We start from the raw sequence: 26,194 nt of genomic DNA on the forward strand, positions 1-26,194 counted from the left end.
GTCGTTTTTGCTAAGTTTGCTTGACATTACATGCAAGCTTTATTATGATACAAAAACTTCGCTTTCTCTTATTACTAGTAGCACTCTGTGTTCTCAATTCTTGTGGTTTCTCATCAGAAACTAAAACTCCAATTATAGAACTAAGTGACACAAATGAGCCTTTCGTGGGCAAAATTGTTCTTGAAAATATTGAAGGCAACACAAAAACCGAAGTTACATTTCACATAGATGTAAAGAGTATACGAAGAGAGCAAACTCACCAAGGCGGTGATGGCTTCCTAGGTGATAAAGCTGGTATCATCGTAAATTATGATAAGGACCAAGTTATCTTATATAACACATATGGAGGAGCAAAATGGACAACATACACTATTGAAGGGTATAAAAATGCATTAGCTAGAGACACCTTCCCATACGCACCTATTGTAGCATCTTACGATTACACCTATAGCTTCTTAAACGATTATACTGCTATTGTCGCAAAAGAAAATGCACTAGAGATTGAATCTCTCCAACTTGACTATAAGCTATATAGCAATCTTAGTATCCGTCAAGAGAATTTTGATACCGATGAGATAAAAGTAAGACGAGAAATGATAGCATTAGTTTTTCCTAACATGCCAGAAAATGTGCACTTCCCATTACTTTTTAAGGTCTCTAAAAACACTGGAGATAATGGGATTGACAATAATACTAATCTCTCAGAAAAGGGATGGAAAGACAAGATAACCCAAGTCTTTAATGAACTAAACACCAAAGAAAACAAAGTAAAAAGTATACAGCGTGGCGAGGTAGATCCTTCTTTATTTGAGTTTAACGATACAGATTTTATTGAAACGCGTCCAGAATATTTTTTCAAATCTCATAATAGCGGAAGCTCTTGGGGTGATGATTAATAGAAAATCACACCTCTAGTAAACTGCCTACAACCACATTCCACTCTTTAATTTCCCAAGAAGAAACGATGCCGTTTTCCACATAAGGGTCTCGAGAGATAAAGTCTTCTATAATACTTTTATCAGACACTTTAAAAATTAAGATTCCCTGGTCTGCAGGGTTTTCTGTGGCGCCACCTAATAATAAATAGCCCGCAGCAACTGCTTCTTTTGCAAGCGTAAAATGATCTGGGCGATACGGCGTGCGCTTCTCGAGATAATCTTCTACATATTGATATATAAGAAGGTAATGCTTCATTAGTTCATCATGATTTCTAGAAGACCTATTGCAGCCTCGCTAATTTTTGTTCCAGGCCCAAAAACTGCTGCAGCACCAGCATCAAATAGAAATTGATAATCTTGCTGTGGAATAACCCCACCTACAATTACCATAATATCTGGCCTTCCTAACGCCTTCAACTCTTCGATTACTTGAGGCACTAATGTTTTATGCCCAGCCGCAAGTGATGACACTCCTAAAATATGCACATCATTCTCCACTGCTTGTTTTGCTGCTTCCTTAGGCGTTTGAAATAACGGACCAATATCTACATCAAATCCTATATCTGCATATCCTGTCGCTACCACTTTGGCACCACGGTCATGACCATCTTGGCCCATTTTGGCAACCATAATTCTTGGGCGTCGGCCATCTTGTTCGGCAAACTCATTTGCGAGTTGTTGCGCTTTCGCGAAAGCGGGATCTTGTTTCATCTCTTTACTATATACACCACTAAAGGATTGGATTTGTGCTTTGTGCCTTCCATATACATCTTCCAGCGCATCTGAAATCTCTCCTAAAGTTGCTCGCTCCTGTGCAGCTGTAACCGCCAGTGCAAGTAAATTATCATTACCCGTACGAGCCGCTTCTGTAAGTGCAGCGAGGGCTTTTTTTACATTTTCGGTATTACGAGCTGCTCTAATATCTGCTAAACGCTTAAGCTGCCCTTCTCTTACTTTTGTATTATCTACATCAAGAATGTCTAGGTGCTCATCTTCTGTAGGTCGGTATTTATTTACTCCTACAATAATATCTTGCGCACTATCTATGCGTGCTTGCTTTCTAGCAGCGGCCTCTTCAATACGCAGTTTAGGAATCCCAGCTTCAATCGCTTTAGTCATTCCGCCTAGCTCCTCAACTTCTTCAATAAGCTCCCAAGCTCGGTGAGCAATATCATCTGTAAGTGACTCTACATAATAACTACCAGCCCAAGGATCTACTGTTTTTGTAATATGCGTTTCTTGCTGTAAGAATATCTGTGTGTTTCTTGCAATACGCGCAGAAAAATCTGTAGGTAAGGCAATAGCCTCATCCAGTGCATTTGTATGTAAGCTCTGTGTGCCTCCAAAGGCAGCCGCAGCTGCTTCAATGGTAGTACGAGCCACATTATTAAAAGGATCTTGCTCGGTAAGACTCCATCCACTTGTCTGGCAGTGTGTTCTAAGTGCTAATGACTTAGGGTTTTTAGGATTAAATTGCTTTACAATTTTTGCCCAAAGCATACGTGCTGCACGCATTTTGGCAATTTCCATAAAGTGATTCATCCCTATTGCCCAGAAAAAAGATAATCTTGGAGCAAAGCTATCAATATTCATTCCTGCAGCGAGTCCGGTTTTTATGTATTCTAGACCATCTGCGAGTGTGTAAGCAAGTTCTATATCACAAGTAGCGCCGGCTTCTTGCATGTGGTATCCTGAGATAGATATACTATTAAATTTAGGCATGTTTGCAGCCGTATATTCAAATATATCTGAGATAATTCTCATTGAAGGAGTAGGTGGATATATGTACGTGTTGCGCACCATAAACTCCTTCAGAATGTCATTTTGTATCGTTCCAGAAAGCAGTGCTGGATCCACTCCTTGTTCTTGAGCTGCTACAATGTAAAATGCCATAATAGGCAATACGGCACCGTTCATAGTCATGGACACAGACATCTTATCTAGCGGTATCTGATCAAAGAGAATTTTCATATCCTCCACAGAATCTATCGCAACACCAGCCTTACCTACATCACCTACTACGCGCTCATGATCACTATCATAACCACGGTGCGTAGCAAGATCAAAAGCTACCGAAAGCCCTTTTTGACCTGCAGCGAGGTTTCTTCTATAAAACGCATTACTATCTTCGGCAGTTGAGAAACCTGCATACTGTCGTATCGTCCATGGACGACGCACGTACATCGTACTATACGGACCCCTTAAGTGCGGAGCGACACCTGCAATAAAATCAAGATGCTCCAACCCTTGTACATCATCCTTTGTATAACGAGACTTTACATCAATCTTCTCTGCAGTAGTAGTGATCTTAACTTCTGCTAATAAAGGAGAATTTTCTTCTTGGGAAGAAAGTGTGATATGTTGAATATTTCTTCTACTCATTACTTTCTTTTATAGGAAGCTCAGTCATTGTAAGCTGTTGATAATAACTATCCAAGGCCACATACAAGGCAGTATATCTGCTTTTTGCTGCTTTACGTCCAAAATCACGCATTCTAGTGCTAAACAATTTTGGATCCATTGTGTTAGTCGCAACTAATGCTTTTACTGTAGTTGACAGCTGGGCATCTTCTATATTATCGATGGTACAATTAACTGCGCTATGGTTATAAGACAGATTGCTTTTAAAACCTCCATCTTTAATAATTCCTGCTTTTAAAAGTTCTTTTCTTATTGCTAATGTATGAGGCGTAGCTAGACGCTCATACTCAGCCGTCCCAGTAAATCCAACGTATAGAAAATTTGCATACCCTTTATTTAGAATTTTGGATTCTGGATCATAAGCATTAATAATATCTTGCTCAAATTGGTACAGTGCTTCATTGAGCAGTGCATTATTTTCATTTTCACAATTAATTACTTGTTCCTTATCTGCGTGTTTATACTCAAGTGAAGCTTGATTTTCACATGATACCACTCCAAATGCTATAACTATTGCAACAATAAGGTTATACACTTTTTTCATAAGACTACTTTTCTGCTTTAATACGTTCTTGTTCTAATGCCTCAGCTAGGCGTTTTGCAATTATAGGCTCCAATAAAGTTTTACGAGGATTAATTTTTACAAAAGGGTAAATTTCTAACTCACCTTTCATAACGTCTTTTGGATTAGGATGTTTATTTGTCCCCAAAAGAATCAACTCTCCTTCATCAAACTTAGCCTGTTCCTTTGCAGCACTTTCTTTTATTTTACGCTGGATAGTCCCTTCTTTAAGTTGTCTCAAAAATCCTCCTTGCGCTTCTATATCTTTATAAAGCGTAAGCGCTTTTTCAGCCAATTGCGAGGTAAGCTCTTCTACATAATAAGAACCATCTGCAGGGTTTTGAACTACATCAAAATAGCTTTCTTCTTTGAGAACGATGAGCTGATTGCGAGAAATGCGTTGTCCAAAATTATTAGTCTTGTGATATAGTGCATCATAAGGCATATTTACCACCCAGTCTGCGCCACCTAACACAGCACTCATACACTCCGTAGTGGTGCGCAGCATGTTTATATTATAATCGTAAATCGTTTTATTGCGTCTTGATGGGTGCGCTATTATGCTAATAGCTGCATCCGTATAATTAAATGCAGACAGCACTACCGCAGCAAGCTTCCTGAGTGCTCTTAGCTTTGCAATTTCAAAAAAGTAGTTAGTTCCTACTGCAACTTCAAAAGTGACAAGATTTACACTAAGCTTCTCTTTCTCACAATGGTTTAAATATTCGGTAAGATGAGCTATGCCGTAAGCTAGTTGCTGTACCATAGTGGCTCCAGCATTCTGATATAAGGTGGTGTCTACAGTAAGTTTACTTTCTTCTCCCTGTAGCAGACTGCTCACTATATCGTGATCCTTTTGCAAATTGTGATACCAGTTACCATCAAGTGCAAGATGATTAATGATATCGAGCTTTGTGGTGATATGATACGCTTTCGCGAAAGCGTGAAAACGTTTATAAAAATCTTCATCAAGAAAGCTGAGCTCAAAATAAAGAGGGATTCCTTTATGCTTTAAACTTTCAAATAACAACTCAAGATCAAACAAAGTATCTGCCTGAAAGTAGATAGCCTCTGCTCCGTTCTCTATAGCTTTATTTGCCGTTTGCGCCGACTTAGCCGCATCTACTATAAATATTTTCTCTCCTATAAACCATTGTTGTGGAGCTTGAACAGCGACGGTTTCTTTTATTTCATCACTGTGATAAAAAGGCTTTACATGTATCCCTTCTAGACTCTGCCAGACAAGCGTCTCATTATAGTCTGCCCCTTTGAGGTCAAACTGTATTTTTTGCTTGAAAGCCTTTGCCGAAACTGCGTCAAATTCTGAAAATAAATTAGTCTTCATTCTCTGTAGATAAACTATCTTGATATTCAATTATATAAATCTCCTCGTTATCCTTTTTCATAAGGTATTCTTCACGAGCAAATCTTTCTAAACCTGCACTATCTTTAAGTTGTAAGATTTGTGCATTATCCTCTGCTATTTCCTTTTTAAAGTATGCCCTATTACCTTCCAGCTTATCGTATTCTTGATTGAGCTCTCTGTGTAACAAGTAAGAACTTCCATCAAAAAACAGCATCCACACTATAAAAATGAAAAAAATGAGCAAGTATTTATTGCTCATTATTCTAAACCATTTTTTCTGTTTTAGTTCCTTGATGTTCATTGTTGTAAATATAACAAAACCTTAATGTAATCGTTCGTTTATGATACTACGAACGATATCTACAGCCACTGTATTGTACCTATTATTAGGTATAATGATATCTGCAAACTCCTTTGTAGGCTCAATGAACTGCTGGTGCATGGGCTTTAGTGTAGTTTGATATCTATTTAACACCTCATCTAGATCACGACCACGCTCTGCAATATCTCTCTTAAGACGGCGTATTAAACGCTCATCACTATCTGCATGCACAAATACTTTAATATCAAAAAGATTACGAATATTAGGATCTGTCAAAATAAGAATCCCCTCTACCACAAGCACGTTTGTAGGGCTAGTAAGGACGGTCTCATCAATGCGGTTATGCGCAACAAATGAATACATAGGCTGCAAAATATTTCTTCCCTCTTTAAGCTCAACAAGATGCTGGCAAAGCAAAGGAAAATCTATTGCGTTAGGGTGATCAAAGTTCACCTTCTTACGATCTTCCATCGATAATGCAGAGAGATCTTTGTAGTATGAATCTTGAGAAATTACTGTTACTTGTCCTTCTGGTAGATCTGACACAATCTGATCTACAACGGTAGTCTTACCACTTCCGGTACCACCGCCTATTCCTATAATAAGCATATAATATTATTTTGAGGTAAAGGTACTATTTACGGATTAGTCTTTTATGAGAGGTTTCAAAAAATCAAGAATAATAGTAAAAGCTCAACCATCGCTTTTGAGCAAAAAAAATCGAAGGCTTTAAGAAAGCCTTCGATTTTTACAATTATAAAGTATTGTATTATTTACCCTTAAATATTTTCACCTCTTTACCACTACTGTAAAATAAATCTTTGGTAACAGGATCATAATCATAGACTGGTTTATTAGTATCAACGGTGATTTTATCTAGCTCCTCACCAGTTTCTTTATCTACACGAATAAGAAGCTTCTCTCCATTTTCACCTTTTGCAAAAATGATAGCATACACATCTGTCTCTTGCAGTGCATTGTATCTGTCTTTTACAAACTGACTACCAATATTTCCTGCTATGAAACCTGCTTTTCCTATCTGTCTTGTCTTTTCGTCAAAACCTATTTCGCCAACTTTAGTAAGCTGCTCGTTTCCATTTTCATCTCGTGTAACTTGACTAATCTCAACATTTGTAGTGGCTACGGCACCAGCTGTTTTTACCACAGACATGGTACCTTTCAATAGTTTCCTGCCAAATTCACCTGGTTGCTTGTATTTATTATGAAAAAGCACTTCTCCATCTTCTTTTACACCAATCACTTCACTCTGTCCAGAAATAGATACGTTATTAGGAAAAATCTCCATGCTCGTAATTAACTTCTCATCTTTGAGTTTAAGCTTTGCATAAGGCTTTGGTCTTTCAGTTGAGTTTTCATTAAATCTATATAACTTTTCATCATTGTAGATTACAAAATCACCTGTGTTCTCGTCAAACTTTGCAACCGTAGGTCGCTTTTCGTTTAGCTTCAAGTTCCCACTCCATATTTTCTTTCCTGTATTATAGTCTACCATATTTGCATAGGTAGCTGTTACGTAGAGTACTTTTCCGTTTTTTGTTTTCTCTAAGAAAAAAACTGGATCTTCATCATCATCACAGATTTTTACATCCTTCTTCCACTTTTTCTGTCCGTCCTTATCGATTAACATCATCTCGTTGTCATACACGTAAAGAAAATCTGTTCCCTCTGGGATTACAGATTTAATATTCTTTCCTTTAGGATCTTTCTCCCACACTTTTTCTCCAGTCTCAAAATCATAGAAATTAAATCCCTTATAGTGCGCTAAGAGCATTTTATTTTTCCAATCTTCAAAAAGAACTAGCTTCTTTGTTTTAATAGGGTCTTCCCACACTGGACTTCCATCTTGTGCATTCTTGAGATATAACAATGACTTCCCTGCAAAGAAACCTTTAGACTCATTTAAAAGCACATACGTTGCATCTTGATTAGCATTAAAACCTGCATAATCATTCTCTTCTGCACTCCACAATAAACTACCAGACTCATTATCTAACACATAAAATTTAGATTTTGCGAGTAAGAAAATTTTATCTTCTATAAGCTCTAACTTATCTGTAACTCCTGTTTGATCCTTCCCTGCTGCTGCTGCGAGCTTCGAAAAAACAGTTCCAAAATTTTCTGAAACTTCTGTTTCCCATTGGTACGTTTCATTCTTAAGATCATACTTAGCAATCACTAAGCTTTTATCTTTCATCCCTCTTAATAGCAGTGCATTTTCGTCAAAAAGATATTCTGACTGGAAAAAGAAAACATCACTATCATCTGATGCAAAAATCACATTTCCATCAAAGCTATTTATAATATAAAGTCTGTTATCAAAAAACTTCTGAAGGAAAGGCGTGTCTGGTATTACGTCAAAACCTGATCCTTTTCTGTTTGTACTAAAAATACTTTCAACAGATAAGTCAGCATTTAGTAATGCAGACGCGCTACTCGCTTTTGGTATAGGAGTTACCCACAGACTCTCATCTGTATCTGGATTATACGCATTTAGATTTGTACCGTCAGAAATAACTACAATACCATTAAAAGGCACAATAATTAAGTCCGTGACTTTTCCGTCAAAATCAAGTGTTTCATCTGCAGCTCTTTGTGAAAAGACTGAGCATGATAAAAACAATAAGACAACAAGAGTAAGTTTATTCATATTTATAATTTTGTGGGAAATTACTGAATAATACTTAATAACTAGAAAGTTTTTTTACGCAAAAAAAATCGACCAACTTTTAAAGTTAGCCGATTTTTCTATTACGCTATTAAGAATAAATAACCCTATTCTTCCTCGCTATTTCCTACTTGCTCCTCATATTCTGGATATAAAAATGCATTGTAAGGAAATCTTGTTACGTGAATCTCTCTTACGCGTTCGTAGATTTTCTTTCTGAACTCCTCAAAGTTATTTTTGTTAAGTGCTGATATAAAGATAGCATCACCATTAGTACGTGACATCCATGTTTCTTTCCACTCATCAAGCGTGTAATGTGCACCAGTGCGCTCTACCATAAGATCCTCATCGTCATAAGCCTCTGCCGTATAAGCATCAATCTTATTAAAAACCATAAGCGTAGGCTTATCCATACTCTCAATCTCATCAAGAATCTGGTTTACAGCATTAATGTGATCTTCAAATTGCGGGTGAGAAATATCTACCACATGCAGTAGTAAATCTGCCTCACGCACTTCATCAAGCGTACTTTTAAAAGAATCTACTAGCTGTGTAGGCAACTTACGTATAAATCCTACCGTGTCTGAAAGTAGAAAAGGAAGATTCCCTACCACCACTTTACGTACGGTAGTATCTAAGGTTGCAAAAAGTTTATTTTCGGCAAATACTTTACTCTTACTTATTACATTCATGAGGGTACTCTTCCCCACATTCGTATAACCTACGAGAGCGACTCTCACAAGTGCACCACGATTACCACGCTGCGTAGCCATTTGCTTATCTATAGTAAGCATCTTCTTTTTAAGCAAGGTAATACGGTCACGCACAATACGTCTATCTGTTTCAATCTCTGTCTCTCCAGGTCCACGCATACCTATACCTCCGCGCTGGCGTTCAAGGTGTGTCCATAAACCTGTAAGTCTAGGCAACAAATATTCATACTGAGCAAGCTCCACTTGTGTGCGTGCATAACTCGTTTGAGCTCTCTGAGCAAAAATGTCAAGTATCAAATAGGTGCGATCTACAATCTTACATTTTAAGATTGCTTCTATGTTACGTTGTTGTCCAGGAGTAAGTTCGTCATCAAAGATCACAGTACCCACATCGTGCTGCTCTACATATGCAGCAACGTCTTCCATCTTCCCTGTCCCTATAAAAGTTTTGGGATTAGGTTTTTCTAATTTTTGAGAGAAACGCTTTAAAACTTCACCTCCTGCTGTATAAGCAAGAAACTCAAGTTCATCAAGGTATTCCGTCATTTTATCGTGTGATTGCTTTTGGGTAACTAGCCCCACCAGCACACACTTTTCATAATCTATTTTTTCTGTTTCGATCATATTAACAAAGGTAGCAAATGGATTGCAGTCTTTTTGACTAAATTGTAACACTCATAGACACTATTCATTATGGAGGATGATTCCGCTTTCGCGAAAGCGCAACAAGAAAAAATACAATGTGCAGTAGGCTTTTACAACCTAGAAAATCTTTTTGACACGACAAACAACCCAGAAACGCTAGATGACGACTTCACACCGAACGGTTTTAAGGAGTGGAATAGCTATAAGTTTAATAAGAAAATAGCCAAACTATCTAAAGTCATCTCAAACATAGGAAAGGATGACACTAAGACCTCACCTTCTCTCCTTGGCGTTGCCGAAGTGGAAAATAGATCCGTATTAGAATCACTTATTGCGACAGACAACCTCAAAGATGAAGGTTATGATATTGTTCATTATGACTCTCCAGATGAGCGTGGTATTGACGTAGCTTTATTATACAAAAAAGCAGATTTTAAAGTAACACAGAGTGAGCCCATCACACTCTACCTAGAAGCCGAAGAAGGTGGCAGAGACTATACGCGTGACATTCTCTATGTACAAGGAGAACTTTTAGGAAATCCTGTTCACATACTAGTAAATCACTGGCCTTCCCGAAGATCTGGTGAGAATGAAACCTCACAAAAGCGCATTGCAGCAGCTCAACGAAACAGAGAGGTTATTGATAAACTCATGAATGAAGATCCTAAAGTAAAGATTATCATCATGGGCGATTTTAACGACGGGCCACACAGCGAAAGCGTAAAAAACAATCTCGTTAAAACTGAGTTTTATAACCCTATGCTGTACTTAGGAACAAGATATGAGGGAAGTTTAAACTATAGATTTGAGTGGTTCATTTTTGATCAGATAATCTTTTCAAACAATTTTGTACAGCTACACGAAAACACACTTCTTTACGAGAAGTCAGATATTTATAATGACTTTTTTCTCACAGAATATGAAGGGAAGTTTAAAGGAACACCCTTCCGTACCTATGCGGGAAAAAGATATTTAGGTGGCTATAGCGACCACTTTCCGGTTTATAGCATTCTATCTACAAGACCTGACTAAAAGGATATTTTAATTTGCTTTAATTTGAATCTCGTCAAGTTCATAAGTACCGTCAAAACTTGCATTTCCAGATCCGTTATATCTAAATGCAACATAGCCAGTACCTGTGACACAAGAGAGATCTACAATACCAGAGTCAATCCAGTTTCCAAAGAAATCATTATCTGTCACAATATCTGCTGCTGCTAGCACATCCCAAGTAGAAGCAGCGATTGTTGTGACATCGCCATCCCAATCGTTAGAAAAAAGTATGGTCAACCTACTGCCGTCTGCAAAACTATTTGAGGTTCTAAAACGTAAGGTTTCTCCCGTATTTGATGTAAAATCTAATGGCGGAGTGATTAACCAAGATACCGTTCTCGCATCTCCAGAAAAAGCAGATGCAATTCTTGCAGACCTACCTAATGAGGCATTTTGACCTGTGCTCGTATAAGCTTCCCATGCTTGTGTACCTTCTTCTTGATAATTAGTCCAGCCATTACCTATTATAGGGTTGTTATTAGTTTGCGACTCAAAAAACTCTTCAAATAGTATATTTTCTCCCATTCCACTAGCTGGACCACAATCTATTTCTACAGGATCACAGCGGTCTGTCTCATCAAAAATGACTGCTTCTGGATTGTTAATCATATGTTTATATGTAGTCTGCAAAAAAAATGAATGTATTTTTACATTTATAATCTAATTAACCGAGATGTCTATTAAAACTATTTATTTTTGACAATTGAAGGAGTAGCTGATAATGAATGTAATAAAGTTATTTTACTAATAATCTACAGTCAAATACGGTAATGTTTTAGAATCTTAATAAGTTCTAACATTACAACAAATTGGATATCTCCAAATAATAAAGACTCCTCTTAAATTTTAAGACTTTAAAGTTATAAAGAGTAATACCTAAATTCAAAATGACAATAATATTTAAACTAGACGATTTTATATATAGTTTATTTCCACAAGCGAATAATAACTTAGAAAATCTTGAGAAGGAATTAATTGATTTTTATACAGTTAACAATATTAAACCAAGTGTAAATTTTGAAGAAGATGTAATTAAAATATCAATTGATGGTCTTCGTGTAGGTGAAGAAAATAGAGAATATAACGAATTGATATCTCTATGTGAGTCAGGGAAATTTGAAGCAGCAAAAATCATCTCTTTAAAATTAATTGAAAAACATCCAAATAATTCAGAATATTTTAGACTTAATGGTCAAATAGAATCTGAACTTGGTAATCAAGATGAGGCAATTAATTCATTAATAGACAGTCTAAGATGGAACCCTAAAAATGAGTGGGCACTTCTTATGATGGGTAACATTTTTGCGAAACACTTCAATGACACCCAAACTGCGATGAAATATTATAATCAAGTTTTGGTTATAAAGCCTGACGACTGTATTACACTAAATAATATAGGCGTGCAGTTAATGCAAACAAACAATAAGAAAGATGCTGTCAGTTATTTTGAAAAAGCATTAAGCGTTGACAAAGACTACCCAAATACTTACTACGCACTTGCTCTAGTCGCTAACCAAGATGGTAATAGTGAAAAAGCATTTAATCTAGCTTTGACCTCATTATCAAAAACAAACAAAAGTTTAAACAGAGAATTGTATCAAAATTCTTTCAATCTAGCAATAGAGAGCGCTAAGACAATAGCAACAGAAACAAATAATGAAAAAATTATAAGTGATTACGTTAGCAAGCTAGAATATCTGTCAGGAAGAACAATAAAAATTGAAAGCGATGATTCAATTGATACTGCAGCTAAAATTGAATTCGCAGAGAATTACAAACGTGACCACCACCTAGTAAAATATAAGTCTGACAGACTTGGCATCGACCATTTAATACTTCATGAACTCATACACCTTGAGTTAGTACTCGAAGCTAGAGAAAAAGAGTTAAATGAATTATTTACAACCAACGAGTCTAATAAAGCAAAATTTAAATATTCTTTAGAAAATGAAATTAAAAAATTTCAAAAACGTGGCGTAGCTCAGGATAATATCGAGAGCTATATAAACGCCCTTTTTAATGGGATAAATAGTCAATTGTATAATACTCCAATAGACTTATTTATAGAAGATAGAATTTATAATACTTGGAAATCCATAAGACCAATTCAGTTCTTATCTCTTTTATCAATATTACAAGAAGGTGTTGAAGCTAACACGAATAAGGATATTGTAAAAAACACCCCGAAAGATATTCTTTCAACATCAAAAGTTTTTAATCTTATCAATGCTATTCATTTTAAGAATTTGTTCAATATCGACCTATTAGAACTTTTCAATCACTCAAAACGAGAAATGAATCAAGCACAATCTTTTTACAGTGAATTCGAAGAATATAGAGACGACAAAAAACCAGGAGAAGAATATGAAATTATAAAACATTGGGGAGAAGATTTAAACTTAGATAACTTCTATTCATTAATACCAGAAACAGAATATAGAAAAAAAACTATTGATTCTGTATTGCAGGAAATCAGTGAAGATCCTCTAGGAATTAACCATAGTAACCCTTCGAATGACAGGAAAATGAAAAAATTCCTCGAATCGAACACTAATGATGAAATTAACAAAGCCGTAGCAATGTATATGGCTGATGCACTCAAATACTTTGGAAGTATACCTGTTGATGACATTAAAAAAATAGCTTTTGAAATAGCCACTATAGGTACACAAGGTATCGACCCTTCAAAGGACAATTACATAATACCATCAATTAGCAATAGCTATTTTTCAGGATATAAGACTTTAGCTTACTACTACGTTAGTTGGGCACTATCTATACCTGAAATGCTACCACAACTCCAGTTACCATTTGAAAAGGAGTACGAATTAGCAACGAAATTTTTGAAAAATTAATATCATGAGTGATTTAAAAGAAATAACGAACGCTTTATTGAAATTTAGAAATGAAAGGGATTGGGAACAATTTCACAACCCTAAAGATTTAGCTATCGCTATTAATATTGAATCAAGTGAACTACTCGAAGAATTTCTTTGGAAGAAAAATGATGAAGCAGATATAAATAAGGTGAAAAAAGAGTTAGCTGATGTCTTTTCATATAGCTTTCTACTGGCTGAGAAATATAATTTTGATATCAAGGAAATCGTTTTAGAAAAAATAGAGGAAAATGGAAAGAAATATCCAATCTCTAAATCCAAAGGTAATTCGACAAAATATACAGATTTATGATTATCTACAATAAGAAGAAAATCGACTTTAGTAGCGATATATTAACTAATGATATTGGAAATATAATAACTGAGCATATTTTAGAAAGAACTGGAAATAAAGTTTCCCCAAACGAAGTTCGTTCATTCCAGAACTCCTTAGGTTATATGGAAAGAGTTGTTTCTGACAATGAAATACCTAACGACTGTGGTATCTCAATAGAATATCACCTCCCTCACACTTCCAAAAGAGTTGATTTTATCATTACAGGGAATGATGGAAATCAAGAAAATGTTGTTATTATTGAGCTTAAGCAATGGGAAAATTCAGAATTAACTAGTAAGGATGGGATTGTAAGAACAAGATTCCAACACGGTAAGTCTGAAACAAGTCACCCTTCTTATCAAGCATGGTCTTATGCAGCTTTACTTACTTCATTTAACGAAACTGTAGATGAAGAATCAATATCATTATACCCCTGCGCATACTTACATAATTATATCCCTGACACTACAATTCGTAACGATTTTTACAACTACTACTTAGAAAAAGCACCTGTATTCTTAAAGCCAGACGCATTGAAGCTTCGTGAATTTATCAAAAAGTACATAAAACAAGGTGATACATCTGACATTATGTTCAGAATAGATAATGGCAAAATTAAACCGACAAAAAGCCTTGCTGATAGCCTAAAAAGCATGATTAAAGGAAATAGAGAGTTCATCATGATTGATGACCAAAAAGTTGTTTACGAGACAGCTCTCGACTTAGCCTTGAAATCACATGAAAAAAATAAAAATATATTAATTGTTGAGGGTGGTCCAGGTACTGGAAAATCAGTAGTGGCAATTAATCTTTTAGTAGAGCTTAACAGAAGAGGTAAAATGACACAATATGTTACCAAAACCTCCGCACCTCGAGATGTTTTTTTCGAAAAACTAAGAGGACAGAAAAGAATGACTGAGCTTAAATCTCTCTTCGTTGGCTCTGGAACCTTTATAAATGCTCCTAAAAACCTATTGAATACACTATTAATTGATGAAGCTCATCGACTTACTGAAAAAACTGGGTTTTTAAAGAGAGGAGATAATCAAATCAAAGAGATACTAAATTCATCATTATCTTCAGTATTTTTTATAGATGAAAATCAACGTGTATCTGTGAGCGACTACGCTACAATTGATGTGATTGAAGATATCGCTAAAGAATTAGGTATTAAAGTTCATAAACTTAAACTTCAATCACAATTTCGATGTAACGGATCTGATGGCTACTTAGCTTGGCTTGACAATACATTACAAATTAAAGAAACAGCCAACTATGATTTGAAATCTTTGGATTACGACTTTGATTTTAAAGTTTTCGATACTGCCAAAGAATTACAGCAAACAATTTATGCTAAAAATAAAATTAAAAATAAAGCTCGCATAGTTGCTGGCTACTGCTGGAAGTGGGTCAGCAAGAAAAATCCAGAGCAATATGATTTCAAAAATGAAGAATTTGGATTCGACATGCGCTGGAATATGATGGATTATGGCGGCAAATGGATTATTGAACCAGAATCAGTAACCGAAATTGGTTGCATACACACTTCACAAGGTCTAGAGGTAGATTATATTGGCGTTATCATAGGGAATGACCTTATTGTACGTAATGGAGAAATAATTACAGATTCAACCGCAAGAGACAGTGGTGACAGAACTATTTTCGGAGCAAAGAGTGGTTTAAAAAAGAACCCTGACTATTGGAAACCATTATTAGATGAGGTTATAAGAAACACTTATCGCACATTAATGACAAGAGGCATGAAAGGCTGCTATATATATTGTACTGATAAAGAAACCAATGAGTATTTCAAAAATTTATTATAATTTAAAAAAGGAATAGGAACCCTTGCATATCGCGATGGGTGGAACCTCTTTGACCAGATAATTATAAGTGCGCCATTACTAGATGATGACTACACCTCTTTCAGATATTATAAAGCCGGCATTTACAACAAAAGCTTCTTGAGCAACCCTAAGGGTCGCTACAAAGGATATCCTTACAGAAGCTTTGCAAATGGAGGATATACAGGTGGCTATAGCGACCACTTTCCGGTTTATATTTATGTGATTAAGAAAGAATTTGCAGACTAATAATTCAGCATACATAAGAAAGCCCAAAATCAATTAAGATTTTGGGCTTTCTATTTTTTCTATTGCGCTTTCGCGAAAGCGTAATAATAACCTTTATAAGTATTTAATCATGGCTATTAAAACCATTGATTCCATGGTATAATTGCTAGCACTGCGATAAGTGCAAGTGTGTAAAAGATTGCTATCTTCTTAAATTTAGGCGTAGATAGGCGTTGTTTTTTATGCTTAGAATAACCAATGGTTACAAGTACCACTGCAATGATCATTAAAAATGGATGTTCTACAGCAAGTTGTCTTGCTTGACTAGAGAGTCCTCCCATACCATTTGCTTTTATAGCCTGCAATCCATTAGGAGAAACGACCCACAGCACAAGGCCTATAAGCAGTTGTATGTGCATCGTTATAAGGGTGAATAAAGCCAAGCTCATATCCTTCCCGCCATACTCTTTTTTTCCAAAGAATTTTGTGAGTGCATTAAATGTGGCAACCACAAGAACGATAACTACAAGGTAAGCCCAATACGAATGGACAAATTGAACAACTGAGTACATAAATAAATGGTTTAATAAGTTTAAAGCTCAAAGATAATCCATAAAAACAAAAGCCGCTACTGTTTCCAGTAGCGGCTTTATTATTGCGATTGCAATTATGTGATAATAGTTCTTAGTTAAAGATATAACGAAGACCTATTTGCATTTGCCATCTTGAAGAGTTAAATCCTGCATCATCAATCTGATCAAGACCTCTTTCTACACCATCGTTAAATGTGAATTCTGGAGTAGTACCATCATCAGCAAATCCTTCAAAGTTGACAAGAGTAGCAGTATCAAATCCACTTGTAAAGTATCTTCTTCCCCAATCCTTGTTGATTAAGTTTGTGAAGTTAAATACATCTGCAGATAATTGGAAAGCATGTTTCTTCTCACCGAATTGAAGTGCAAAATCTTGAGTAAACTTTAAATCTACTACGTGACTCCATCTTGCTCTGTTTCTGTTACGTTGAGCAAATTCTCCTCTACGTGTGCTTAAGTAATCATCGCCTTCGATAAAAGCATTAAGTGCTACCCACTGCTCCTCTGCAGTTGCAGTTACGTTACCATCTCTATCTGTATCATCAATTAAGTTTGCGTCTGCAAAATTAGCTGGTACAAATGGTAATGGAGTAAATCCTTCACCTGTATCATTAATTAAGCGGTTACTGTTACCTCCACCTACAACATAGCTATATGGAGTTCCTTCTGCTCCTTCATAGAAAAGACCAATAGATGTTTTTATATTTTCTGACCATTTAATATCAACAACTGCGTTTGCAAGCGTTCTATGTCCTTGGCTAAAGTCAGAAACTGAAGTTCCAAGTTGGTTAGACCCATTTACACTTTCGTTAAATGCCCAGTTAGATATATTCTGAGAAGATGTCCCTTCAAATACAGTAGTAGAACGACCATAAGAATAAGTTGCACTAGCTCTCACGTCTACCATTGTAGAGTAAAAATTCTTAGATAATGTAGCAGATGTATTAAAAGCCTCACCATCATTTGTATTAGATATTAAGAAAATTCCTCCATAAGTACCGTCTACGTCTTGTCCACCATAGTTTGCACGGCTTCCAGCTCCTGTAGTCATAAACTGTGGTCCTTCTAAGTTTAAGTTTTCAAGTTGAAGACCAGTAATTACACTACTGTGAGAAACCTCAGCAGATACTGTAAATCCATTCCCTAATTTTTGATCAACCGCTAAACTCTTTTTAAATACCTGTGGTAATTTAAGATCTTCGGCAAGTAAATCAATGTTTCCTTGAAATTCTCCTTCTTGTTGAAATTGATTGTTAACATCAGGATTAAAAGCAGGAACTCCGTCTCCAAATATTCTTGTGTTTGCTACAACAGTACCTGTATTGTTATACGCTCCACCTGGCCACACTAATGGTATTCTAGAAGTAAATAAACCTAGACCTCCACGTATTTGTGTTGTCTTATCTCCTTTTACATCCCAGTTAAACCCTAAACGCGGAGAGATGTGTGCAGTTGTTTTAGGCCCTTGACCTACACGTGCACCTTGTAAATCTTTTCCAGCAGCTTCTAATAAACCAACAGTTCTTGTGTTGAAGTCAGAGTTTCCTCTTCCATCATCCCAAACCGGTAAATCTACTCTTAAACCAGCAGTCATTTTAAAAGTCTCAGACATTTGTACTTCGTCTTGAGCATAAAATCCTAATTGGAATAAATCAAATTCAGCAGCTCCAACAGAATCATCACCTATACCACCTAAAAGTGAATAACTACTGCGATATTCGTTAGCATCATCATTATAGAAATCCTCTAAAGAGTTATAAGTGTACTCTCCAAAGTTACGTCCAAAAAACACATTCTTTACTTTACTGTACTCGTTGTGAGTTCCTAAAGTAACTGTATGACGTCCAGAAAATATCTGAAAGTTGTTTGTTAGTGTGAAGATATCTTGCTCAAGTAAGTTTGCTGTTGAGAAAGGCTCAGATCCAGCAAAAATTCTTGCATCACCATCGTTAATCTCAATAGTAGGAAAAGGACTTCCATTAGTTCCTCTATCATCACGTACTCTTGTGTAACCAAGGATGAATCTGTTTGCATACTTATTACCAAAAGTAGAGTTAAGCTCTAAAGATGCAGTATTTGTATTAGATTCAAAGTTTTGAGCAGCTCCTGTGAAGTTAATTGTTCTTGAACTAGAACGACCTATTCCAAAGAAATCAGCTTTCACCAAGTTATTACGTACAGATAATTTATGATTCTCGTTGATGTTCCAATCTAACTTAAAAAGAATTTTGTTACTTTCTAAAGTTCTTGTGTTGTTATCAAATGTTCCTGGGTTGTATCCGTATTCATCAATTAAGAATTGCTTAAAAGTTGCAACTCCTTCTAGTCCTGAATCTCCTGCATAGTCACCATCAAATGGTTGTGGAGTTTCATCGTTTTGACCTTCATAGTTTACAAAGAAGAATAATTTATCCTTGATAATAGGTCCTCCTGCACGTATACCAAAAGTCTTTGCTGAAAACTCAGCAAGCTTTTCTCTATCATTATCATCTTCAAAATCACCAGGAGTTTTTCCTGCAAGAGATTCGTTTCTGAAAAGGTAGTAAGCAGAACCTTCAAATTCGTTAGAACCAGATTTTGTTACAGCACTAATCGCACCACCAGCAAATCCTCCAATAGTCACATCATAAGGAGCAACGTTTACTTGAAAAGATTCAATAGCATCAATAGAGATTGGGTTTACACCAGTCTGACCTCCATTTGTTCCTGATCCAGAAAGACCAAATGCATCGTTGTTTACTGCTCCATCTACATAAAGAGCATTGTAACGATTGTTTTGACCACCAATAGATAATTGGTTATCACCTCTCACCTGTGCTTCAGGAGTAAGACGTGCAAAATCTGAAATAGATCTAGAAATGTTAGGTAACGCATCTACTTGACGTTGACTAATAGCAGTTTCAGATCCAGTTTTGTTAGCATCAAAAATGCTGTTAGGCTGTGCAGTAATTACAATTTCATCTAGAGAATTTGCATTCTCTGCCATTGTAGTACTAACTCTCTTAGTCTCCCCAAGAGTAAGTGAAAAACCATTAAGTGCATAATCCTCAAATCCTACGTAAGTAATCGTAACATTGTAAGGACCACCTGGTCTTAAGTTCGTTAGACGGTAAAAACCATCAAAATCTGTTACTGCTCCATACACAGAACCTGTAGGTACGTGTGTTGCAACAATGTTTGCTCCAGGCAATGGACCTTCTGTGTTGTCTAACACACGTCCAGAGATAGAACTTGTCGTTACCCCTTGTGCTAATGACGATACCGTCACTAGAAACATGGCGATCAATGATAAAAATGTAATTTTCTTCATGATATTTGTTAATAATTAGCGCTGCAAAATTACTCTAAATTTGTGGAGTGCCAATATTAACTTAACGTTAACTTATACGAGAAGGTTTTTTCATTTCGTAAAACCAAAAAAACCCTTCAAACATTAGCCTGAAGGGTTTCTCAATAAAATACTAATAGTCAATCGCTTACTACACTTCTTTATAGTATTTCATTAAATTCTTAGTAGAACCATCATGATTTTCACTTGTTCCAGTACTAAACTCATTAAGCACTTTTTTTGCAAGTTGTTTTCCTAGTTCAACGCCCCATTGATCATAAGAGTATATATTCCATATCACTCCTTGTACAAAGATTTTATGCTCATACATTGCTACCAGTGACCCTAAGCTCTCTGGAGTAAGCTTCTCCCCTAAAATAGTGGTAGTAGGCTTATTTCCTTCAAAAACTTTAAACGGGGTAAGTTCTTCTATACGCTTTCGCGAAAGCGTACTACCTTCAAAATCCTGCTCCACTTGAGAAACAGTCTTACCATTCATGAGTGCTTCAGTTTGTGCAAAGAAATTTGCCATAAGCTTATCATGGTGATCTTGATTACCGTGAAGTGACTTTTTGAAACCAATAAAATCTGCAGGAATTAATTTCGTTCCTTGATGTATCAATTGGAAAAATGCGTGTTGTGAGTTTGTTCCAGGTTCACCCCAAATAATATTTCCAGTTTCATAGGTAACACGGTCACCGTTGCGATCTACGCTCTTCCCGTTACTTTCCATAATTGCTTGCTGCAAGTATGCCGGAAGTCTGTGTAAATATTGAGAGTAGGGAATAACAGCTTCTGTTTCTGCTCCATAAAAATTATTATACCACACACTTAAGAGTGCCGTAATCACTGGAATGTTTTGATCAAATGACGTGTTTTTAAAATGCTCATCCATTTTAAATGCGCCATGCAGTAAGCCTTCAAAGTTTTTATAACCAACAGCAAGCGCTATAGATAAACCTACTGAGCTCCAAAGAGAAAAGCGTCCTCCTACCCAGTTCCACATAGGGAATACATTATCTGAAGAAATACCAAAGCTAGCAATAGCCTCCTCATTTGTTGACACTGCAACAAAATGGTTACTTACCGCTTCTTCTCCTAGTTGATTTACAAACCACTTTCTTACTGTTGTGGCATTACTCAATGTCTCTTGAGTTGTAAACGTCTTAGATACTATTACAAAAAGCGTTGTTTCTGGATTAAGATTTTTAATGGTCTCCATTACATGATCACCATCTACATTTGATATAAAATGCGTAGTCAAGTGGTTTTTGTAATACTGCAATGCCTCAACAACCATCACTGGCCCAAGATCTGATCCACCTATACCTATGTTCACAACGTCTGTAATCTCTTTACCGGTAGCTCCTTTATGCTTACCAGAAATAACTTTTTCAGTAAAAATTTCGATTGACTTTTTTACTTCATTCACCTCTTCCTTAGCAAAAGCGTCACTCTTTTCATCACGTAGCGCGGTATGCATCACTGCTCTATCTTCGGTAGCATTTATTGCATCCCCACCAAAATAGCTGTCAATTGCCTCTTTTAAGCCAACCTCTTCTGCCAGTTGCACGAGTAGCTCACGAGTTTTTGTTGTGATTCTATTTTTACTATAATCTACATATAAAGAATCCCAAATGATTGTGAACTCTTCTGCACGAGCGCTATCCTTAAAAAGATCAACTAATAGCGTATCTTTTGTTTCCTTGTAATGCGTTTCTAATGCTTTCCAAGCTGCCGTTGTAGTTGGGTTTATACTTTTCATTAGGTAGGTTCTATAAGATTATTGTTGTTTTTCTTCTGTTTGCTGTTGTGCAAATTCCATTTCTGCTTCACTCATAAATGGAATATTATCTAATTGCAATCTGAGAGGCTTGCGTATACTATCGTAAATAGGCTTGAGTAGCTCATCTAGCGGTTTTGATGCTGGAAGATCTTCTCTAAAAGGATCCACTTGTTTTCCATTTTTCCAAAAACGATAACACACGTGAGGTCCACCAGAATTTCCTGTCATCCCTATAGTTCCTATTACATCTCCTTGACGCACAGACTGCCCTACTTTTACAGCTCTTTTTTGCATGTGTAGGTATTGCGTATCATAAGTAGCATTGTGGCGTATTTTTACATAATTACCGTTACCTCCACGTCGTTCAGATTTAGTCACCACCCCATCTGCAGTGGCAAGAATAGGAGTACCTATAGCTCCAGCAAAGTCTGTTCCCTTATGTGGACGCAACTTATAACCATAGTACTTTATACGTCGCTTAAGATTATATCTAGATGAGATTCTATTGAACTTAAGTGGGCCTTTTAAGAATGCACGACGTAGGTTGTCTCCATTTTCATCAAAGTAGTCAAAACCTCCAGCTAGCGAGTCATTTGCAAATCTAAATGCATAAATCTCACGTCCTGCATGTTCAAAAAGAACAGCTTTAATTTTACCTACTCCCGCAGGAATTGTATCATTTACAAAGCGTTCCTCATAAATTGCCTTGAAGCGGTCACCTTTTTGAAGTTTAAAGAAATCAATGGTCCACGCATAAATATCTGCCATTTTATAAGCAACATTTACACTTACGCCAAGATCATCAAAAGTAGAAGATAGATTGCTGTTTATTACTCCAGAGATTTCACGCTCATAAGTTGTTGTAGGATGTTTTCTTGCCGCAGCTTTTACATTTTCTTTAAAATCTACCACGACGTAATCTTCCCTATTTTGCTCATAAATAAATACCTGAGCAGCCTCAAGAGAGTCTTTTGATTTAAGTAAGACATATGGCTTTCCTTTTCTAATTTTCCGAGTATCAAATACCGACACAACAGAGTCAGAAATCTCTTCTATAGTTGCATAATCTACATTTGCATCAAAAAGAATTTTTCCAAAACTATCTCCAGACTGCACAGTATCTCGCTCTACAATATAATCATCAAGCACGTAACCGTACTCTTTGACTACTTCTGGTGGCGCCGTATAAATTTCTTCGTCATCTACCGTATCTGAGGTAGCGTCACCGCAAGCAAAAACTAAAAAACTAAAAAAAACTAAAAGATATAGGTGGTTATATTTCACAAAAAGTAAGTTGTCATTCATTATACATCATGCCCCCAGTTTGCAAGCTCTTCTGCAGTCCAGACTTCTGGAAAGAAAATACGTCGCTGGTATTTAGGGTGCATATATTTTGTCCATTCGCTTCCGCCTGTTGCCTCTACCACTTTCTCACCATTATTTAAGTAGTGATTTGCAGCATGATAATGAGACATTACCCAAGTAACATTTACTGTGTAATCGTAGTGACGCATAGCATCACGTAACTTTTGATTCTCACGGACTTCTTGAGGTAAACTTTTAAAGCGGGCATACAAATTTATAGTATTATATTCTTTTGTAAACGCTACAAAGTCGTTTTTATACTTCTCTTCAAAGGCTGTGAGCAAATAAGATTTTTTACCAGTATGATAATTCTTGCCGGCGGCTTGCCAATATAGATGTTCTAACGCATGTTCGTAAGGAGTATTGCGGTCTATGCTTTCGCGAAAGCGATTATCTATAAGATTTATTAAATCTGTACTTGCAAACTCAATTTTTCTATACTGCGCACTTTGAAAACCACTAGCTGGAGTAAGGGTTTTTCTAAATTTCATGTACTGCTCGACATCCATTCCTTCTTGCATAATCGAGAAAGAACTTGTAAGCATATCAAAATACCTACTTATGCGCCCTAAACGAGAACTAAAAAAATCTACTGTAAGATTAGGATGGTGAGCTACTTGCTCAATCTCCCAAAGTACCATTTTAAATAGCAGCTCATTAACTTGATGGTACATGATAAACACATTTTCATCTGGCATGCTCGTGCGTGGCAACTGCAAACTTAATAATGCGTCTGTATGGATGTAGTCCCAATAAGTAATAGGCTTACTTTGCAGTAATCCTTCAAGATGATCATCAAGATCTTGATCTATCTTCTCATACTTATCATCAAGCTGATTGATGATTTTTTCTATGTCTGGTTGAATGGGCTTTTTCATGAGTGATTATTGGACTGTAAATATTGAGCTTATCAAATACTTCATATTTGATAAACATCAACGCTGTGTTGCCTGATTTATTAAGTGGCAATTTACAAAATCCTTAATCAAACACGATCTCAAAAGGATGCTTAAGTCCTTTATAAGCGTCTAGATCTGCTTTAAGTGAGCCTACAGATAATTCCGCCTTAATACGAAGCGGTATTTTATTATCATCATCACTTACCCATATGGTAAGACTTTCTTTTTCTTGGAAAACACGACCAGACTGTACAAGTGGTCTAAAAACTAATGTCTTTACCTTCCCAAACTTCGTGCGAATCGTCTCTCTTTCCAAAAAACGCATTTTAAATGGATAGTTTTCCCCATCAAAAAACATAGTGAGATTGACTTCATCACCTGCCTTTAGCCCGTCTGTAGTAAGATTATTACGCAAGTAATACATTGCAGAGACCATGTCCTGAATGCCTGGCTCTGTATCAATAGTGGTTTTCTTATCACGCTTTATATCGTTTATATGCGCTTTATGTGCCACTTGATCAAACTCTATGACTTTATTCTTAGTATGACCACCCTCATCTATTTTACGAAGAAACTTATATGGCAAATCTGTCTTTTTATCTACCCAGCTTTCATAGTAATCTTCTACTCCGAAGGCTAATCCCACAATACCTGTAGTCTCGCCAAAGCCTTTTATGTGATGCACTGGCTTTCCTTTATAAGTAGCATCTTTAATGTCAATAGTAGCATAACCGCCAGTAAGAAGCCCGTAGTGTACTCTAAATTTGAGCCATTCTCCCGCTTGATATGTATCCTTATGTTTCATCACACCATTACTTACTGGCGCCTGCATAAAGGCAGTACTCACAAGAAGTACTATCATTATTAATAAGGCAGGTATGTATTTGTTATGTGACTTCATCTTAGGTCGTTATTTGGTTGTACAAAGCATATAATACAATTGTTATTCCAAAAATAGAATAACAAAAAACTCCGTCCTATTTCTAAGACGAAGTTTTAGTTAAATAATTGTAATTGTGTAAATAACAGCGTTACGCTTTCGCGAAAGCGCACTTAAGAAGTTATAAAGTTCCTCTCTGTGCTTGCTCTCTTTCTATAGACTCAAAAAGTGCCTTAAAGTTTCCTGCTCCAAATCCTTTTGCTCCCATACGTTGTATGATTTCAAAAAATAGGGTTGGTCTGTCTTCTAATGGTTTTGTAAATATCTGAAGTAAATATCCATCCTCATCTGCATCTACAAGGATAGAAAGCTCTTGTAAACGTTCTATATCCTCCTTCATCACTTTCATGTGCTCACCCAGCCTTTGTGGGATATCGTCATAATACGTTTGTGGCGGTGGTGGTAAAAACTCGATACCACGAGCCTTAAGCTGCGCTACTGTTTTAATAATATCATCTGTAGCAAGAGCTAGGTGCTGTACACCAGCTCCTTCATAAAAATCTAAATATTCTTCTATTTGGGATTTCTTTGCTGCCTCTGCTGGTTCATTTATCGGGAATTTAATACGACCGTTCCCGTTACTCATCACTTTACTCATAAGTGCCGAGTATTCTGTGTGAATTTGCTTATCATCAAAAGACAAGAAATTTACAAACCCCATCACCTCTTCATAAAATTTCACCCAAGTATTCATCTGGTTCCAGCCCACATTACCTACCATATGATCTACATATTTTAAACCTGTAGGCTCTGGATTATAATCTGACTCCCATTTTCTAAATCCTGGTAAAAATACTCCTTTGTAGTTTTTACGTTCTACAAACATGTGTACGGTTTCCCCATAAGTATAAATTCCTGCGCGTACAGTCTCACCGTGTTCATCACTCTCTACAAATGGCTCGCAATATGATTTTGCTCCACGTTTTGTGGTTTCTTCATAGGCACTTCTTGCATCTTCTACCCATAAAGCAACCACCTTTACACCATCACCATGCTTTACAATGTGATCGTTTATAGGTGACTTACTGTTAAGCGGTGTAGTAAGTACAATGCGTATTTTATCTTGCTTAAGCACATAACTTACCTCATCTCGAGATCCAGTTTCAAGACCTTTGTAAGCATATGATTGAAAACCAAATGCCGTTTTATAAAAGTGTGCTGCTTGTTTTGCATTACCCACATAAAACTCCACATAGTCTGTCCCTAGAAGCGGAAGAAAATCCTGCGCTCCTTCAAATATTTTTTCTAATCCGTAGTCTACAGATTTTAAGTCTTTGCTCATAGTTGTTACT

Annotated in this window: 21 protein-coding genes and 1 pseudogene; 6 read left to right on the forward strand and 16 right to left on the reverse strand. The window is 36.4% G+C overall.

The window, feature by feature from the left end:
- The first annotated feature begins 44 nt into the window (after positions 1 to 44).
- The gene (locus ACJJVU_RS00355) at positions 45 to 896 is read left to right on the forward strand and encodes a hypothetical protein (protein WP_405221004.1); all 852 of its coding nucleotides are present in this window, start codon (positions 45 to 47) and stop codon (positions 894 to 896) included.
- 7 nt (positions 897 to 903) lie between these two features.
- Here the strand turns inward: ACJJVU_RS00355 and ACJJVU_RS00360 are convergent, their stop codons facing one another.
- From ACJJVU_RS00360 to hflX, 8 genes are all read right to left on the reverse strand, one after another.
- Positions 904 to 1,194 (reverse strand): YciI-like protein, encoded by a 291-nt coding sequence (locus ACJJVU_RS00360; RefSeq protein WP_405221007.1) that lies wholly within the window; start codon positions 1,192 to 1,194, stop codon positions 904 to 906.
- Positions 1,194 to 3,320, reverse strand: a complete 2,127-nt coding sequence (gene scpA / locus ACJJVU_RS00365) for a methylmalonyl-CoA mutase (RefSeq protein WP_405221010.1) — start codon at positions 3,318 to 3,320, stop codon at positions 1,194 to 1,196. The genes ACJJVU_RS00360 and scpA overlap by 1 nt, the downstream gene beginning before the upstream one ends.
- Positions 3,313 to 3,903, reverse strand: coding sequence for a hypothetical protein (locus tag ACJJVU_RS00370; RefSeq protein WP_405221013.1), 591 nt, complete (start codon positions 3,901 to 3,903; stop codon positions 3,313 to 3,315). Before ACJJVU_RS00370 ends, scpA begins: the two co-directional genes overlap by 8 nt.
- 4 nt (positions 3,904 to 3,907) lie before the next feature.
- Entirely contained in the window at positions 3,908 to 5,266 is a 1,359-nt protein-coding gene (locus tag ACJJVU_RS00375) for a methylmalonyl-CoA mutase subunit beta (RefSeq protein WP_405221016.1), read from the reverse strand.
- On the reverse strand, positions 5,256 to 5,546 hold the full coding sequence (locus ACJJVU_RS00380) for a septum formation initiator family protein (RefSeq protein WP_317047396.1): 291 nt from the start codon (positions 5,544 to 5,546) through the stop codon (positions 5,256 to 5,258). The genes ACJJVU_RS00375 and ACJJVU_RS00380 overlap by 11 nt, the downstream gene beginning before the upstream one ends.
- A gap of 63 nt (positions 5,547 to 5,609) precedes the next feature.
- The gene (gene udk, locus ACJJVU_RS00385) at positions 5,610 to 6,218 is read right to left on the reverse strand and encodes a uridine kinase (RefSeq protein WP_013750357.1); all 609 of its coding nucleotides are present in this window, start codon (positions 6,216 to 6,218) and stop codon (positions 5,610 to 5,612) included.
- 160 nt (positions 6,219 to 6,378) lie between these two features.
- Positions 6,379 to 8,277, reverse strand: coding sequence for a PQQ-binding-like beta-propeller repeat protein (locus ACJJVU_RS00390; RefSeq protein ID WP_405221020.1), 1,899 nt, complete (start codon positions 8,275 to 8,277; stop codon positions 6,379 to 6,381).
- A gap of 125 nt (positions 8,278 to 8,402) precedes the next feature.
- Entirely contained in the window at positions 8,403 to 9,632 is a 1,230-nt protein-coding gene (hflX, locus tag ACJJVU_RS00395) for a GTPase HflX (RefSeq protein ID WP_144782857.1), read from the reverse strand.
- A gap of 69 nt (positions 9,633 to 9,701) precedes the next feature.
- On the opposite strand from hflX, the gene ACJJVU_RS00400 reads away from it, so the two are divergent.
- Positions 9,702 to 10,685, forward strand: coding sequence for an endonuclease (locus tag ACJJVU_RS00400; protein ID WP_405221023.1), 984 nt, complete (start codon positions 9,702 to 9,704; stop codon positions 10,683 to 10,685).
- 9 nt (positions 10,686 to 10,694) lie between these two features.
- On the opposite strand, the gene ACJJVU_RS00405 is transcribed toward ACJJVU_RS00400, so the two are convergent.
- Positions 10,695 to 11,315: a choice-of-anchor J domain-containing protein gene (locus tag ACJJVU_RS00405; RefSeq protein ID WP_405221026.1), complete on the reverse strand. Its 621-nt coding sequence runs from the start codon at positions 11,313 to 11,315 to the stop codon at positions 10,695 to 10,697.
- A 278-nt stretch (positions 11,316 to 11,593) separates the two neighbouring features.
- Between ACJJVU_RS00405 and ACJJVU_RS00410 the strand changes: the two genes are divergently transcribed.
- The 4 genes and pseudogenes from ACJJVU_RS00410 to ACJJVU_RS00425 form a co-directional block, all read left to right on the forward strand.
- A complete protein-coding gene (locus tag ACJJVU_RS00410; protein WP_405221029.1) occupies positions 11,594 to 13,561 on the forward strand; it encodes a tetratricopeptide repeat protein in 1,968 nt (655 codons plus the stop codon).
- A 4-nt stretch (positions 13,562 to 13,565) separates the two neighbouring features.
- Positions 13,566 to 13,895, forward strand: a complete 330-nt coding sequence (locus tag ACJJVU_RS00415; protein ID WP_405221032.1) for a nucleotide pyrophosphohydrolase — start codon at positions 13,566 to 13,568, stop codon at positions 13,893 to 13,895.
- A complete protein-coding gene (locus ACJJVU_RS00420) occupies positions 13,892 to 15,745 on the forward strand; it encodes a DNA/RNA helicase domain-containing protein (RefSeq protein ID WP_405221034.1) in 1,854 nt (617 codons plus the stop codon). Before ACJJVU_RS00415 ends, ACJJVU_RS00420 begins: the two co-directional genes overlap by 4 nt.
- Before the next feature lie 3 nt (positions 15,746 to 15,748).
- Positions 15,749 to 16,012: pseudogene (locus ACJJVU_RS00425) on the forward strand (endonuclease/exonuclease/phosphatase family protein); the annotation flags it as partial.
- A 116-nt stretch (positions 16,013 to 16,128) separates the two neighbouring features.
- Here ACJJVU_RS00425 and ACJJVU_RS00430 read toward each other — a convergent pair.
- The 7 genes from ACJJVU_RS00430 to hppD all read right to left on the reverse strand — a co-directional run bounded on the left by ACJJVU_RS00430 (position 16,129) and on the right by hppD (position 26,184).
- Positions 16,129 to 16,563, reverse strand: coding sequence for a hypothetical protein (locus ACJJVU_RS00430; protein ID WP_405221037.1), 435 nt, complete (start codon positions 16,561 to 16,563; stop codon positions 16,129 to 16,131).
- Positions 16,564 to 16,675: 112 nt separating this feature from the next.
- On the reverse strand, positions 16,676 to 19,894 hold the full coding sequence (locus tag ACJJVU_RS00435; protein WP_405221040.1) for a carboxypeptidase regulatory-like domain-containing protein: 3,219 nt from the start codon (positions 19,892 to 19,894) through the stop codon (positions 16,676 to 16,678).
- 169 nt (positions 19,895 to 20,063) lie between these two features.
- On the reverse strand, positions 20,064 to 21,677 hold the full coding sequence (gene pgi, locus ACJJVU_RS00440; protein WP_405221043.1) for a glucose-6-phosphate isomerase: 1,614 nt from the start codon (positions 21,675 to 21,677) through the stop codon (positions 20,064 to 20,066).
- Positions 21,678 to 21,695: 18 nt separating this feature from the next.
- Positions 21,696 to 23,003: a peptidoglycan DD-metalloendopeptidase family protein gene (locus ACJJVU_RS00445; RefSeq protein ID WP_405221046.1), complete on the reverse strand. Its 1,308-nt coding sequence runs from the start codon at positions 23,001 to 23,003 to the stop codon at positions 21,696 to 21,698.
- The gene (locus ACJJVU_RS00450; protein WP_298322627.1) at positions 23,003 to 23,941 is read right to left on the reverse strand and encodes a tryptophan 2,3-dioxygenase family protein; all 939 of its coding nucleotides are present in this window, start codon (positions 23,939 to 23,941) and stop codon (positions 23,003 to 23,005) included. Before ACJJVU_RS00450 ends, ACJJVU_RS00445 begins: the two co-directional genes overlap by 1 nt.
- 103 nt (positions 23,942 to 24,044) lie before the next feature.
- Entirely contained in the window at positions 24,045 to 24,863 is an 819-nt protein-coding gene (locus ACJJVU_RS00455) for a DUF3108 domain-containing protein (protein WP_405221049.1), read from the reverse strand.
- Positions 24,864 to 25,023: 160 nt separating this feature from the next.
- Complete coding sequence (hppD, locus tag ACJJVU_RS00460; RefSeq protein WP_405221052.1) at positions 25,024 to 26,184, reverse strand: 4-hydroxyphenylpyruvate dioxygenase; 1,161 nt, start codon at positions 26,182 to 26,184, stop codon at positions 25,024 to 25,026.
- Between the last annotated feature and the right edge of the window lie 10 nt (positions 26,185 to 26,194).

This window comes from Dokdonia sp. Asnod1-B02 (genome assembly GCF_045063955.1).
Classification (GTDB): Bacteria; Bacteroidota; Bacteroidia; order Flavobacteriales; family Flavobacteriaceae; genus Dokdonia.